14 protein-coding genes are annotated in these 13,392 nt (G+C 55.0%); 7 read left to right on the forward strand and 7 right to left on the reverse strand.

Annotated elements, in window-relative coordinates; genetic code table 11:
- Window position 1: 1 nt before the first annotated feature.
- On the reverse strand, window positions 2–475 hold the full coding sequence (purE, locus tag R0137_RS09970) for a 5-(carboxyamino)imidazole ribonucleotide mutase (RefSeq protein ID WP_407326271.1): 474 nt from the start codon (window positions 473–475) through the stop codon (window positions 2–4).
- Window positions 472–1,671 (reverse strand): 5-(carboxyamino)imidazole ribonucleotide synthase, encoded by a 1,200-nt coding sequence (locus R0137_RS09975; protein WP_407326272.1) that lies wholly within the window; start codon window positions 1,669–1,671, stop codon window positions 472–474. The genes purE and R0137_RS09975 overlap by 4 nt, the downstream gene beginning before the upstream one ends.
- Before the next feature lie 165 nt (window positions 1,672–1,836).
- Between R0137_RS09975 and R0137_RS09980 the strand changes: the two genes are divergently transcribed.
- Window positions 1,837–2,514: a nitroreductase family protein gene (locus tag R0137_RS09980; RefSeq protein ID WP_407326273.1), complete on the forward strand. Its 678-nt coding sequence runs from the start codon at window positions 1,837–1,839 to the stop codon at window positions 2,512–2,514.
- A 63-nt stretch (window positions 2,515–2,577) separates the two neighbouring features.
- Here the strand turns inward: R0137_RS09980 and ribB are convergent, their stop codons facing one another.
- The 3 genes from ribB to R0137_RS09995 all read right to left on the reverse strand — a co-directional run bounded on the left by ribB (window position 2,578) and on the right by R0137_RS09995 (window position 6,008).
- On the reverse strand, window positions 2,578–3,690 hold the full coding sequence (gene ribB / locus R0137_RS09985; RefSeq protein ID WP_407326274.1) for a 3,4-dihydroxy-2-butanone-4-phosphate synthase: 1,113 nt from the start codon (window positions 3,688–3,690) through the stop codon (window positions 2,578–2,580).
- A gap of 44 nt (window positions 3,691–3,734) precedes the next feature.
- Window positions 3,735–4,916: a thiolase family protein gene (locus R0137_RS09990; RefSeq protein ID WP_407326275.1), complete on the reverse strand. Its 1,182-nt coding sequence runs from the start codon at window positions 4,914–4,916 to the stop codon at window positions 3,735–3,737.
- Window positions 4,917–5,003: 87 nt separating this feature from the next.
- Window positions 5,004–6,008, reverse strand: a complete 1,005-nt coding sequence (locus tag R0137_RS09995) for a GlxA family transcriptional regulator (RefSeq protein WP_407326276.1) — start codon at window positions 6,006–6,008, stop codon at window positions 5,004–5,006.
- Window positions 6,009–6,112: 104 nt separating this feature from the next.
- Here R0137_RS09995 and R0137_RS10000 point away from each other — a divergent pair, with 104 nt between their 5' ends.
- From R0137_RS10000 to R0137_RS10015, 4 genes are all read left to right on the forward strand, one after another.
- On the forward strand, window positions 6,113–7,954 hold the full coding sequence (locus R0137_RS10000) for a beta-ketoacyl synthase (RefSeq protein ID WP_407326277.1): 1,842 nt from the start codon (window positions 6,113–6,115) through the stop codon (window positions 7,952–7,954).
- A 42-nt stretch (window positions 7,955–7,996) separates the two neighbouring features.
- Complete coding sequence (locus tag R0137_RS10005; RefSeq protein ID WP_407326278.1) at window positions 7,997–8,833, forward strand: FkbM family methyltransferase; 837 nt, start codon at window positions 7,997–7,999, stop codon at window positions 8,831–8,833.
- Window positions 8,834–8,909: 76 nt separating this feature from the next.
- A complete protein-coding gene (locus tag R0137_RS10010) occupies window positions 8,910–9,476 on the forward strand; it encodes a nitroreductase family protein (protein WP_407326279.1) in 567 nt (188 codons plus the stop codon).
- 110 nt (window positions 9,477–9,586) lie between these two features.
- Window positions 9,587–10,417 (forward strand): crotonase/enoyl-CoA hydratase family protein, encoded by an 831-nt coding sequence (locus R0137_RS10015; protein ID WP_407326280.1) that lies wholly within the window; start codon window positions 9,587–9,589, stop codon window positions 10,415–10,417.
- Between the two features lie 112 nt (window positions 10,418–10,529).
- Here the strand turns inward: R0137_RS10015 and R0137_RS10020 are convergent, their stop codons facing one another.
- A complete protein-coding gene (locus R0137_RS10020) occupies window positions 10,530–11,318 on the reverse strand; it encodes a hypothetical protein (protein ID WP_407326281.1) in 789 nt (262 codons plus the stop codon).
- A gap of 41 nt (window positions 11,319–11,359) precedes the next feature.
- On the opposite strand from R0137_RS10020, the gene R0137_RS10025 reads away from it, so the two are divergent.
- Both R0137_RS10025 and R0137_RS10030 read left to right on the forward strand, forming a co-directional pair.
- Entirely contained in the window at window positions 11,360–12,226 is an 867-nt protein-coding gene (locus R0137_RS10025; RefSeq protein ID WP_407326282.1) for an alpha/beta fold hydrolase, read from the forward strand.
- Window positions 12,226–12,549 (forward strand): DUF3301 domain-containing protein, encoded by a 324-nt coding sequence (locus R0137_RS10030; RefSeq protein ID WP_407326283.1) that lies wholly within the window; start codon window positions 12,226–12,228, stop codon window positions 12,547–12,549. Before R0137_RS10025 ends, R0137_RS10030 begins: the two co-directional genes overlap by 1 nt.
- Window positions 12,550–12,599: 50 nt before the next feature.
- Here R0137_RS10030 and R0137_RS10035 read toward each other — a convergent pair whose 3' ends face one another.
- Entirely contained in the window at window positions 12,600–13,214 is a 615-nt protein-coding gene (locus tag R0137_RS10035) for a LysE family translocator (RefSeq protein ID WP_407326284.1), read from the reverse strand.
- Between the last annotated feature and the right edge of the window lie 178 nt (window positions 13,215–13,392).

Below are 13,392 nucleotides of genomic sequence, written 5' to 3' on the forward strand. Positions count from 1 at the left end.
ATCAAACGCTCTTAGCTAGAACTTTATCTCGCAGGCTTTCTTTGTAGCTGCGAATCCTGTCGCGTAGTCCTTTATCAGACGTGGCCAGCATTTGCGCTGCGAGGATGCCCGCGTTCGTGGCGTTGTCGATAGCTACGGTAGCTACCGGTACCCCCGCAGGCATCTGCACGATGGATAGCAGGCTGTCTTCGCCAGCGAGTTTGGTCGCGGCTACTGGTACGCCGATAACTGGTAAGACAGACAATGATGCAACCATGCCAGGCAAGTGAGCAGCGCCTCCAGCTCCAGCGATAATGACACGCAAGCCGCGGTCTTCTGCCTCTCGCGAGTAACTATAGAGCTTGTCCGGAGTGCGGTGTGCAGAAACGATTTCCATTTCGCACTCAACATCAAGGGCGTCCAGAATGTCTTTTGCAGCGCGCATGACCGGGAGATCTGAGTCGCTGCCCATAATGATACCTACGCGTACAGTCATGCCGAACGAGCCTCTTCCTGAATTCTGTTCCAGTTATTGTTTGTTGCGGTCAGCGCGGCTTCTGCGGAGTCGGCAACGGCGGTCACGTGCCCCAGTTTACGCATAAGACGCGCCGGGCTTTTCCCGTACCAGTATATGGTCGCGCTCTCGCTTCCCGCTTCGGTGCCCGAATCGCGATGAAGATCCTCGTGCTTCAGGGCAGGGGTGCAAAGGAGGTTTCGCATGGCTGCTGGGCTTTGAAGGGCGCTGCTCGCGAGCTGTATGCCGGCCACAGCACGGAGGTGTTGTTCGAACTGAGAGCTCGCGCAGGCTTCAATGCTGTAGTGACCTGAGTTGTGTACTCGAGGTGCTATTTCGTTGATCAGCACCTGCCGGTCGGCGAGAAGAAACATCTCTACACCAAACACACCGACACCGTTCAGGGCCTCCACCGCGTTGTAGGCTAAGGCAATCGCTGCTGCTTCTGTTTCTTTATCGATGTTTGCGGGCGCAGTGACCGTGTCGAGCACCGAGTAGTCTTCTTCAAAAGTCATGTCTACAGGACCGAAGTGGGTGCTCTCACCATTACGGCCCCGGACGACTAAGACAGCGATCTCGCGAAAATCCCCGGCGAACTTCTCGAGCATAGTACTCCCTGGCCAGGCTTTACTCAGGTCATCTTCTGTTCGAATCAGCTGCACGCCGCGGCCGTCAAAACCACCTCGAAGCGCTTTTTGCACAAAGGGGTAGCCTAACTTTACACCGGCTTGCTGTAACTCCGACGCCTCACCACTGGTAATAACAAAGGGCAACGTTGCGAGGCTACATTCTGCTAGCCAAAGCTTTTGCTTTGCTTTGTCTTGAAGCAACTCAATGGCAGAAAGGGGAGGATAACAAGCTACGAGCCCGGCGACCTCTGCTTCCCTGAGTTGCGTAACGGTGGCTTCAGGGATGTCTTCGCGTTCGTAGGTAATGACGTCGCACTGTTCAATGAGTGCGCTGACGGCGTCAGAGGAATCCATTGTGCCTTCTATCGCATGGGTGGCTTTTTGTGCCGCAGCGCAGTTGCGGTCGCCTGTCAGCATGACGGTGTCGAGGTCGAGCTGGGGTGCTGCCTCGCACAACAGCATGCCGAGCTGCCCATCGCCAATGATGCCTACGGTCCGCGCGGGGGGGAAGGCGGACGATGCTGAGGATGTAGAGGACGATGCTGTCATAGGTCTATTCTGCACATGGGTTCGCTAAGCCGGATTACACTTCAGCGCACCGCAAAAAGCGGCGTATTTTACTGCGTTTTCTGTCGTCTGTGGTGAACTCTTACAGTTCTGGCATCGTGTCCCGCAAATCGCTATGCTCGCCGGCCCGACGACTTGGTAGATGATATGACTTCGACAGCTCCACTCGCGCTCAGTGACATTCTGGAAAACCGCCGCTCCTGCCGAGCGTTTCTGCCCAAGTCCCTATCCGACGACGAGCTTCGCAAGCTGCTGGCTCCTAGCTTGCGTGCGCCGAGCAACTGCAACACTCAGCCCTGGTATCTACATATCGCGTCGGGGGATGTGCTTGAGCGCCTGCGCAAACGTTTGCCTGAAGACTTCGCGGCCGGCCGGATGACTTTGGATTTTCCCTACGACGGGAAGTACGTCGATATTTTTAAAGATCGTCAGTACGCATCCGCGCAGGCACTTTACGGCGCCATGGGTATTGCTCGAGATGATCGTGATGCTCGTCAGGCAGCGTTCATGCGTAACTTCACGTTCTTTGATGCACCACATGTCGGTTTCTTTTACTTGCCAGAAGGATTTTCGGAGCGAGAGGCCTGCGATCTGGGGATGTTTTCTCAATCCGTCATGCTGTTGCTGGAAGCAGCTGGCCTTGCTAGCTGCCCTCAAACCGCATTGGGCTTTTTGTCAGATTCAATTCGCGAAGAACTCTCTGTTCCGCAGAACCAACGGCTTATGTTTGGATTGTCCTTTGGCTACCCAGATCTGGAAGCGCCCGCTAACCGCTGTACTACTGACAGGGACGAAGCGAACGAGCTCATTGCTCTACATCGATAAGCGAAGGGATTTGGCTTCCCCGCGCAGGCTACCAGATGCACTTTCCTCTGCGAGACGCTGCGCCTAGGGTGCGACGAAGTCGACCACTTCCAGATTGAATCCCGAAAGGGCGTTGAAGCGAAGCGGCGCTGACATCAGGCGCATGCGACGGATATTGAGTCGCTGTAGTATCTGGGCTCCAGTGCCAATGATGCGGTAGTTCTGTAACCCTGCCGAACCATCGTTGGCAAGTGTGGTGGGGCTACCGGGGAACGCCTCAATATCTGCCAGCTGGCTTTCTATTGATCGGTGTTGCCCGATGAGAATGAGTGCGCCGGAGCCTTCTTCTGCAATGCGCGCCATAGCACGATTCAGCGACCATCCTTCACGATTGGGGATCTGTGTGCTGAACACATCCCGAAGCATGTCCAGCGGTTGCACACGCGTGAGAGTGTCTTGATCGACGCTTAGTTCTCCTTTTGTAAGGGCGTAGTGCAAGGTGTCGTCCACAAGATCCTTGAAGGTGTGAAGATCAAAGGCGCCGTGATCGGTCTGCACTGACTTTTGCGACACCAGCTCTACGGATTGCTCGTGGAGCGAACGATAGGCAATGAGGTCCGCGATAGTACCCATGGGAAGCTGGTGCTTCTCGGCAAAAATTTCCAGCTCCGGGCGTCTTGCCATGGTGCCGTCTTCGTTCATGATCTCGACGATCAAGGCGGCAGGTTCAAAGCCTGCCATACGAGCTAGATCGACACCGGCTTCGGTGTGTCCTGCACGCCGAAGTACTCCCCCCTCTTTTGCGACCAAGGGGAAAATATGTCCTGGTTGGCAGATATCTGTCGGTCCTGCCTCTGCGCCAGCTGCCACTCGCACCGTGTGGGAACGCTGGATAGCACTAATACCGGGCCCACGATTTTCCGCAGCATCTATAGACACTGTGAAATTGGTTTCGTGTTGAGAGCGGTTGTCGCGAACCATGAGCGGAAGCTGTAGCTGCCGCGCTCGCTTTTCAGTCAGTGGCATGCAAATAAGGCCGCAGGCTTCGCTGGCAAAGAAGTTGATTATCTCTGGCGTCACTGCCTCGGCTGCGATAATCAGGTCGCCTTCGTTCTCCCGATCCTCGTCATCCATGAGAATAACCATCCGTCCCTGACGAATGGCCTCGATAAGATCGGGTACGCTACTAAGAGCCATAACTACTATTCCTGATTGATCTGATGATTCGAGGTGCTAACTTTCTAGAGCATCTCGATAGCGACAGCGGTCGCTTCCCCTCCGCCAATACACAGGGCAGCTACGCCGCGCTTGCCGCCCGTCTTGCGAAGGGCGTACATCAAACTGACGATGATGCGTGAGCCGGTGGAACCAATGGGGTGTCCTTGTGCGCAAGCGCCGCCATGGATGTTCACCTTCGCATGATCGAGGCCGTGTTCACGCATGGCGAGCATAGTCACCATGGCAAAGGCTTCATTAATCTCGAAAAGATCTACGTCCGAAGTGCTCCAACCGGTTTTGTCAAAGAGCTTTTTTATAGCACCACCGGGAGCGGTGGTGAATTCAGCAGGATCCTGGCTGTGACGGCTGTGGGCCACGATTCGCGCCATGCCCGAGATACCTCTAGCGGCGGCTTCTTCACCAGACATAAGTAGCAATGCGCTACCACCGTCGGAGATAGAGCTGGCCGTAGCTGCAGTGATGGTGCCTTCTTTGGCGAACGCGGCGCGCATGGTCGGTATGCGGTCAACGTTAGCCTTGTGTGGTTGCTCATCATCGCTGACTACGGTGTCTCCGCGGCGACTGGTGACGGTCACGGCTGCGATCTCGGGTGCAAGAGACCCATCATCGATAGCGGCCTTAGCGCGGCGCAGGGACTCGATAGCAAAGGCGTCCATATCTTCACGGCTTACGCCTTCACGATCCGCTGTTGTCTGTGCGAACGTTCCCATGGAGCATCCGTCGTAGGCGTCTTCAAGACCGTCCATCATCATATGGTCAGCTGCGGTCGCTGAGCCCAATCGGAAACCACTGCGAGCCCCCAGGAGCATGTGAGGGGCATTGCTCATGCTCTCCATTCCTCCTGCCAATACGATACTGTTTGTGCCCGCTACGATGCTGTCGTAGCCAAAAATAGTGGCCTGCATTCCGCTGCCGCAGGCTTTGTTGACCGTGACCGCGCCGGTGCTAACGGGGATTCCCGCGGCGATAGAGGTTTGCCGAGCGGGACACTGTTTTAGGCCCGCAGGCAGCACGCAGCCCATAAAGACTTCGTCCACAGCGCTGGGCTCGACACCGCTTTTTTCCAAGGTAGCTTTCGCAGCAACAGCGGCCAATTGTGGGGCGGGAACACTGGAAAGAGCGCCTTGAAGACCTCCCATGGGGGTGCGGGCTCCGTCGACGATTATGACGCTTTGTTCACTCATGACCTTATTCCTTGGCTTGGCAATCGAGAGGGGGCGTGATTTAGCCACAGTGTCCCTTGGCGCTCAAGCCTAGACAGCTTGAGAAATTCAGGCATTAGGTGCGTTTGTGGCCACGAATCGTTTACCGCGTACTGCCTCACGAAACTCTCGTGGGCTTAGATCAGTCGCGCTGCGAAATGCCTGAGAGAAGCGGCTGGAGGAGTTGAATCCACAGCGCCAGGCGATGTCCGCCAAAGGGAGGTCTGAGTGCTGCAGTAGCGCGCGAGCTTCGCGAATTCTCAGATTCAAGAGGTAGCGTATTGGGGTCTCACCAGTGGCTTTACGAAAACGCCGGCCAAAGCTTCGGGCGGACAATCCGCTCATGGCAGCAAGACTGTCGACGCTGTGCTCATCAGCCGGGTGGAGTTGCATGTGGTCCTGAGCTTCACGAATCAGCGCGTCGTGATGAGCGCCGGAAGACTCCTGTAGAAATGCGGCGGTCTCAAAGGACTGTCGAGCTTCTGGGGAAAACTGCGTTTCTACAGCTCGCGCTATGCGTTCGCCATACCACTGTTCCACGAAGTGCACCATGAAGTCGCCGATGGAGTTCACGCTGCCCACGCAGTACAGACGTTCGCTTTGGGTAATGAGATGGCGGCGCTTTAGGTCGACCTGCGGGTAGCTTTTTTCAAAACGATCGAAGTCATGCCAGTGCGTGGTCGCCGGACGTCCGTCTAACAAACCGGTTTCAGCTAAGAGAGCACTGGCTGTGCCAACGCTGCAGATACTGCTTCCCAGTGCGTGTAGTTCCTCAATTTTAGGTAGCCATTTTTTTGCGTGCTTAAGCACGCGACGGGGGTGCCGCCAAATGGCGGGCAGTATTACAAGGTCGCAACGCTGCAGATCCGAGAGATCGCCATCCAGGTTCAAACTTAGACCTGAGTCCAAGGTGACTGATGGGTTTCCCTCTAGTCCCAGAAGCTGGATCTGAGCGTCTACACCGCGCCCTCGGGTCGTTTGTGACATCTGCGCTGCTGCGTGAAGAATCTCTGCTGGCAATGTGACGCTAGTGGCGAGTGCTTCGGGGTAAATAATGAGAGCCGCTGTGGGCATGAAAACTATGTCCGTATATATAAATAAAATGACGCTAATAGAATATAACTTAAAAGGAGGGCTGCCTACACTGAGACCCTTCATTTATGTATGCAGGTGTATCTGTGGGACAAGCTCTACCAGTTATTGTGAGTTTTGGTGGTGTAAACAGCGCTGGTCGCAGTTCTATGCATCACGGCTATGCCCGTATGGTGGAGAGTGCTCTTGGCGAGGATCGTCGTAGGGCTATGATCGCCGCGCTGCGTCAGCTCACGGGATCGAACAATGATAGCGAAGCGTCGCTGCTCGAGAGAACTCTAATTCGGCGGATCGGCCCCGCTCACTTTGACCCCAACAGTGTTGCATGGAATCAGCGCCTTCCCACCCGCAGCAATGGTAGCCCCGTGAGTTTTGAGTTACACCGCCGATACCTGCCCGAACCCGTGCCCGACGACTGGAAACTTTTGCCGGGAGAAGACGAGGAGCATGTTCGTGTACAAATTGTGGGGGAGCAGCAGTTCTTGCTTCCGACCCACCGGGAGTTTGAAGTAAAGGTCGCCAGTCAGTTACCTGACGGGTTTGACCCCGCTTCGCTGTACCAATCGCGAAACCACCCGCGGGGTTTGGCAATGTCGGTGTATGCCGCCAGCGATGCCCTCGGGAACCTTGGCATGGACTGGGATTCGCTGATGGCATCACTGGGTCCTGATCAAATCAGTGTTTATGCTGGAAGTGCTATGGGGCAGCTGGACGACAACGGCGCCGGCGGAATGCTCAAAGCTCGATATCGTGGTAGCCGGGTTACATCCAAATTCTGCCCTCTGGGTCTTGCGGAAATGCCCGCCGACTTTGTGAACGCCTACGTGCTAGGCGCCGCGGGGTCCACGGGAGCCACCCTGGGAGCCTGTGCGTCCTTTCTCTACAACCTGCGTCACGCTATACATGATATTCGGGCTGGACGTGCGCGCGTCGCTTTTGTCGGTGCTGCCGAAGCGCCGGTAACTCCTGAAGTGATGGAGGGTTATGCAGCTATGGGTGCGCTTGCCACGGACAAAGGACTGCGTCAGTTGGATGGTCTAGGCGATACCGATACGCCGGACCATCGTCGTGCTTGCAGACCCTTTGGAGAAAACTGTGGTTTTACCATCGGAGAGTCGTCGCAGTTCCTCGTACTCTTTGATGACAAACTCGCGCTGGAGACCGGCGCTAACATCCTCGGCGCTGCGGCCGACGTCTTTATCAACGCAGACGGATTTAAAAAGTCGATTTCCGGGCCCGGGGTGGGTAACTATCTGACTATGGCCAGAGCCGCTGCTTGCGCCCGCGCTATCGTGGGAGAGCAGGCGCTTCGTGAAGGTGGCTTAGTACAGGCTCACGGTACCGGTACGCCGCAGAATCGCGTCACCGAATCAGTGATTCTTAGCCGCGTTGCAGGTGCCTTTGGTATCCAGGATTGGCCAGTTGGGGCAATCAAGAGCTATGTTGGCCACTCTCTAGCCGCGGCGTCGGGTGATCAAATCGCCGCTACACTTGGCATTTGGTCGGAGGGATGGATGCCGGGCATTACCACTACCGACGCCTTGGCGGATGATGTGGCAACCGAGAACCTGAGTTTCAGTTTGGAGCATCGGGCTTTGGATTTGTCCAAGCAGCGGTATGCGCTGATTAACGCGAAAGGCTTCGGCGGTAATAACGCTTCCGCTACGATTCTGAGCCCGCTACAAACAATGGATATGCTCAAGGCCCGCCACGGTGCTCAGAGTATTTCGCGGTGGGAGCAGGCGCAGGAGTCTGTAAAGCTAGCGCAGGAGTCGCGGGAGTCACGCGTATTGGCGGGGGAGGAATCTCCGCGCTACCTGTTTGACAACAACGTGCTGGGTGATGAGGCCGTGAGCTTTGACGGTGATGGTATTTCTATTGCGGATCAGCGCGTATCGCTAGTACAGTCCAACCCCTTCGCAGACTAGCAATAACAGCACCTATGCCTACTGACACGATGTTTGTTTCCTGTGCTTGGTGAGACTGAGTACCGGGTAAACCTAAACCCATTGGTGGGTCTAAAACGCGATGTAGTTCTCGCGACTCATCGCCCTGACGACGACTTGGTGTCACGCAAAATTCACGCACAGCGGATCTGGGAGCCCTTCGAGACAAGGCTTTGGATTGCATCTCAGCGACCCGATGACATAGTGGTAGACGTGGGCGCGAATCTGGGATATTTCAGCGTTCTCAGCGCAGTGCACGAGAATCAGGCCCAGCGAGTTTTAGCCTTTGAGCCTGCGGCCGATAATGTGTCCCTCTTGCAGCAAAATCTCCAGCTCAACAAATGTGATGGTGTTGTTGAGCTTTTCCCCGTAGCTCTTGGGGATAGCGACAGCGGTGGGTCCTTGCACCGCAATGACGACAACCGCGGCGATCACCAGATATATCCTGGTGATGGCATCCGTTCTCAAGAGCCGATTACCGTCCGCCGAGGTAGTGATTTATTGGCTCACAGCCTTGATCATATTGACCTGCTTAAAGTGGATACTCAGGGCAGTGAATATGCCGTTATGCAGGGTTTGTTCCCGCTTTTACAGGCCAGCGTGCCAAAGCTGCGGATTCTTCTTGAGCTGACACCCTATTCGCTGCAGCTTGCTAATAGCAGCGGAAGGGCGCTTGTGACTCTCATAGCTAATCTCGGTTTGCCCCTTTGGATCGTAGATCATGTTGATCACCGGTTGGTTTCCTCGGATGCCTCTGCTTTGTGTGAATGGGCGGATAATGTGGATGCCTGTACCGGCGACCGGGGGTTTATGAATATCTACGCGGGGACTCCCCCCGACGGCCTTACGCACGAGACATAGGCAGACTTATTCGCAGCTACATGTGAGCGCATCATGACTGCTATCATGCCCTCCCAAATTTGGCGATGAGCACCTTATGGCGACGGTATTTAATGGCCTTAGCTTTTTGCAGCAACGGAACTCTATGCCGCGGCTTACTGGGCCTGGGCCCGATGCTGCAGAGCTTGAAGAAATGCTCCAGTGCGCAATGCGTAGCCCGGACCACCTCCGGTTGCGGCCCTGGCGCTTCCTGAGTATTCAGGGAGATCGACGACAGGCCTTTGGGGAGTTGCTCAGGGAATCCTTGCTCCGGCGAGACCCGGAGGCGGACCAAGGGGCGCAAGATAAGGCGCTTAACGCTCCGCTGCGAGCGCCGCTACTCATCACCGTCTTGGCGTCTATTACAGAACATCCGAAAGTTCCGGCTTGGGAGCAACGTTTATCTGCAGGATGCGCAGCATTCAGCCTGATACTTGCGGCCGAGGCTCTCGATTATGGCGCGGTTTGGCGTACGGGCGCGTTCGCCGAAGACCAAGAGCTGGTTCGTGATATGGGTGGTGCAGGCAATGAAGAAATTGTTGGCTTTGTCTATATTGGAACGCGGGATTGCACTCCAAAAGCGGTACCTACGATGGTCTCGGACAATTTTCACCGGGTTTGGTGAGGCTAAGTCAAACAACGACACTATTTAGACACTGCACGGCGAATAACGCGCGATAGCTGCGCGTTTTAAAGTGTCGAGAAAACAATCACTAAAAAAGCTGGGAGCATGATATGCAGCAAGAACAAGTAACGCAGCCAACCTTTGAAACTCTGGACTTAAGCGTCAAAGACCATGTCGCCGAGGTTTTTTTGAACCGCGGTGATAAGGCTAACTCCATGAATCCCACGATGTGGCGAGAGCTTCAGGCTTGTTTTGAGTGGTTGGACAGCGAGCCTTCAGTACGCGCTGTAATCCTTGCTGCTCACGGCAAACACTTCTGTGCCGGCATCGATCTGAACATGCTTATGGAGGTGCAAGGTCAGAACAAGGACCCCGCTAGACGTGCCGAATACTTTCGCCGCAACGTGCTGGCGATGCAGGACAATCTGTCCGCCATAGAGAAGTGTCGCAAGCCCGTACTGGCGGCTATCCACAATACCTGTATCGGCGGCGCCATCGACATGGTCACCTGCGCTGATATGCGTTACGCCACCGCGGACGCCTGGTTCTCTATCCGCGAGGTCGATATTGGCATGACTGCTGATGTCGGTACTCTGCAACGCCTGCCCAAAATTGTCCCTTATGCCGTTGCCTGCGAGCTGGCGTATACGGGCCGCGATATGAAGGCTGAAGAAGCGCAGCAGGTGGGCTTGGTAAATCGGGTGTTCGCAGACCGGGATGCACTGCTCGCAGGTGTTCGAGAAATAGCCGCGACGATTGCGAGCAAAGCGCCGCTGGCGGTGCGTGGCAGCAAAGAAATGCTACTTTTCAGTCGTGACCACAGTGTTCAGGAAGGTCTCAACTACATAGCAACATGGAATTCCGGCATGCTCAGTGCGCAGGATCTTCAAGAGGGATTGGCTGCGCAAATGGAAAAACGCGCGGCTAACTATGACGACTAGGAACGTTCTTTAACGCTGAGCCGACAGCTTTTGCCTTTCGGGCAGGCGGCTATACAAGCGGCTATAACGGACAGTTTTGCGAATAGGTTCCAGTACCTACCCGGACTGATCTTTAGGGATTGCCCGGGTACTTGTCCATCTCAATAAGCGGGTGTAATGCCAGGGCTATGCCTTCGTCGATGTAGCTGTTGTTTTCGAGGATGGCTCGACGTCGAATGTAGCGGCCTGTTGAGGATCGTGCATCAATGGCGTCGGTAGCGTCCAGGCCACCGCGGCTGACGAACAAACGCTTGAGATCCATATCAAAAATAGTGACCTGCAGTGAGGCCACTGCTGCTGTCATGGACCAGTCGAAATCCGCGCTTACCCCGGTCCCAGGGCCTTGCATCGAAGGACGGCGGGATACGCCGTCCCAGCGGCCAATGTGTTTCAGGCCAACATTAAAGGGCACATCGAGCTCGACGAGGTCTGTAAAAACAAACGCGTCGAGCTCGCTGGTCTCAGCAAACCGGTCACGAACGCTTTGCATAATTTGAGAAAAGGTTTTCATGTTGACCCGACCTGTTGTTGGGTCAACAGGGTCGCCGAATGCGCGAACGGCAGAGTTCCAGTGCTGTTTGAAATCTCGCTGGGGAAGAACCTTATAGCCGTTAGCCTTCATATAACTGCTGATCCGAGCGTCGATACGGGGCGAAACCTCTGCAAGGTAGTTACGAGAGGGTGTGCCGAGATTGACGTGAGGGATAACAACGGTCTTTAGCGGAGACTCCGCGAGCTTTTCGTTCTCTACCTCAAATGGGAAAACCGTCGGATTGTAACCCCCGCCCGAAGCACAGGCTGTGAGCAAAAGAAGCGTTGAAAGAAGAGCAGATAGAGCAAGGACTGGCAGCTTTTTTGGCATATTCTTCGGTAACATATCGGTGTGATTATTAAGAAGCGCGCATGGTAACAAACTTGGCAGCAAACGAAGAACAGTCTGGCTCCTATCTATCGCCGGGAGAACCTCTGTACGCCTCAGTGAGTGGGGCAGGCACCCCGATTATCCTGCTACATGGGCTCTTTGGCATGGGCAGCAACCTGGGCGGGCTGGCCCGTGCGTTGGCTCCTGAATTTGAGGTACACCAGCTCGATCTTCCCAATCATGGACGCTCTCCTTGGCAAGCAATGACTAGCCTCGACGATCTAGCGAGGAGTATCGCCAGTTATATTGAGAGCCATTCTCTGAAATCGGTTGCCGTTTTTGGTCATTCCTTGGGCGGTAAGGTGGCTATGCAACTTGCGCTTGCGTGGCCGCAGCATGTCAGCGCCTTAGTGGTAGCAGATATAGCGCCGGTGATGTATCCCTCATCCCATGACACCGTGTTTGCTGCGCTGGAGGCGGTGGACTCCGCAAAGCCAGCCTCTAGAGCTAAGGCGGGAGAGATCATGCGAGAGCTTTTGTCTGAGCCTGATTTGGTGCCGTTTCTGGCACTTAGTTTGAAGCGTGACGAAGACGGGACTTATGTGTGGCGGTTTAACGTAAAGGCATTGCGCGAGAACTATGAAGAATTCCGGGCGGCGCCGGCAGGTCCGGCCTTTGATGTGCCAGCGTTGTTCGTTTACGGTCTGAATTCGAGTTACGTAGACGATCAGGGCATTGCTAAGGCCTTGGAGCTTTTTCCCGCGGCTAAATTTGAAGGCATCGCGGATACAGGGCATTGGCTTCACGCAGAGAAACCTCGGCAGTTTAATGCAGCGGTACTCGATTTTTTCCGAGAGAGCTTGCAAGCGAGTCCCGAGCAAATTTCAAAAGAACGGGAAAGCCAATAATGACCTTAAGCATTTGGGATCTGGTGTTTGTAGGCGTTTTCGGCGGCCTGGCATGGTACATATTCAGCGGCACGCGCGTGCGGGAGCTAGCGGTCGCGGCGGCAAAGCGTTCGTCAGAATTGGCAGATATCCAATTGCTTGACCAATCAGTCGCCTTGTCCAAAACCTCTCTGAGTCGTGACGGCAACGGAATCTGGCGAATCTGGCGTCAGTATCGTTTCGAATACAGCCGCGACGGCGTGGGTCGCGAAGTAGGACACATCATTATGCTGGGACCACGCCTGCAGGCTGTGCTGGTGGCAGAAGTTCCGACGGTTCACTAGAACTCGGGATTAGCTCCGCGCGGGCTTTTCTTATCCAGTTATCGCGAAAGTTACAGGCTCTGGATTACCCGCAACAGAATTACAACGGCCACTATTGCGAGTAGGATTCCAAAGACCCTGTCGATACGTCCCGCGTTTTCCCGAAGTGCAGCTATCCATTTACCTCGGGTAAACACCATGGTGATCAGCGAGTACCAAAGTCCGTCAACCAGCAGCGCGGTGATGGCCATTAAAAATTTTGTGCTTGTGTTCGCATCAGGGTGCACAAACTGACTGAACAGTGCGAGCATAAAAACCGCAAGCTTAGGATTCAGAAACGCTATAGCAAAGCCGTCCCGCGCTGTGGAGCGAGTTTTAGCGGGGGAGAGTTGAGCATTGGCCTCGTCGGGTGCGACGTTGAACCACAGACTCCGCGCAAGCCAAAGAAGGTAAAGAGCGCCCAGCGTCTGAATAGTGATGAATATCCGCTGATCCGCCGTCACCAAAGCACTGATTCCCAGCACAGTTAGACCTGCATACAGCCCAACACCCAGTGCGTGTGCCCAGGCGGCAACGAGTCCGTTGAGCTTTCCGCCACTAAGACTTGCACTCACAACAACGGCAAGGCTCGGTCCCGGCGATGCGGCACCAGCAAGGCAAACGCTGGCAAGGCTAATCCATTCCATAAAGCTCATAGGTATTTAAAGCCGTGTTGAAAGTTGGTTAGACAGCCTTGGGTGTGGAGTTTACTTTCCATGGGCGGGGCACGGTCTAGAAAAGCTGGCTGAAACATCAGTTTCGCTCGGGTTGTCCACAAAACCTGTGGATAAAGCAGTGCACAATTTGTTTAGCATGCCCGTAATC

The organism is Congregibacter brevis (assembly GCF_045689245.1).
Taxonomy (GTDB): domain Bacteria; phylum Pseudomonadota; class Gammaproteobacteria; order Pseudomonadales; family Halieaceae; genus Congregibacter; species Congregibacter brevis.

What these genes read in the sequence shown, in the direction of transcription:
- purE (WP_407326271.1), bottom strand. Translation starts at nt 475, where the DNA reads ATGACTGTACGCGTAGGTATCATTATGGGCAGCGACTCAGATCTCCCG.
- R0137_RS09975 (WP_407326272.1), bottom strand. Translation starts at nt 1,671, where the DNA reads ATGACAGCATCGTCCTCTACATCCTCAGCATCGTCCGCCTTCCCCCCC.
- R0137_RS09980 (WP_407326273.1), top strand. Translation starts at nt 1,837, where the DNA reads ATGACTTCGACAGCTCCACTCGCGCTCAGTGACATTCTGGAAAACCGC.
- ribB (WP_407326274.1), bottom strand. Translation starts at nt 3,690, where the DNA reads ATGGCTCTTAGTAGCGTACCCGATCTTATCGAGGCCATTCGTCAGGGA.
- R0137_RS09990 (WP_407326275.1), bottom strand. Translation starts at nt 4,916, where the DNA reads ATGAGTGAACAAAGCGTCATAATCGTCGACGGAGCCCGCACCCCCATG.
- R0137_RS09995 (WP_407326276.1), bottom strand. Translation starts at nt 6,008, where the DNA reads ATGCCCACAGCGGCTCTCATTATTTACCCCGAAGCACTCGCCACTAGC.
- R0137_RS10010 (WP_407326279.1), top strand. Translation starts at nt 8,910, where the DNA reads ATGGCGACGGTATTTAATGGCCTTAGCTTTTTGCAGCAACGGAACTCT.
- R0137_RS10015 (WP_407326280.1), top strand. Translation starts at nt 9,587, where the DNA reads ATGCAGCAAGAACAAGTAACGCAGCCAACCTTTGAAACTCTGGACTTA.
- R0137_RS10020 (WP_407326281.1), bottom strand. Translation starts at nt 11,318, where the DNA reads ATGCCAAAAAAGCTGCCAGTCCTTGCTCTATCTGCTCTTCTTTCAACG.
- R0137_RS10025 (WP_407326282.1), top strand. Translation starts at nt 11,360, where the DNA reads ATGGTAACAAACTTGGCAGCAAACGAAGAACAGTCTGGCTCCTATCTA.
- R0137_RS10030 (WP_407326283.1), top strand. Translation starts at nt 12,226, where the DNA reads ATGACCTTAAGCATTTGGGATCTGGTGTTTGTAGGCGTTTTCGGCGGC.
- R0137_RS10035 (WP_407326284.1), bottom strand. Translation starts at nt 13,214, where the DNA reads ATGGAATGGATTAGCCTTGCCAGCGTTTGCCTTGCTGGTGCCGCATCG.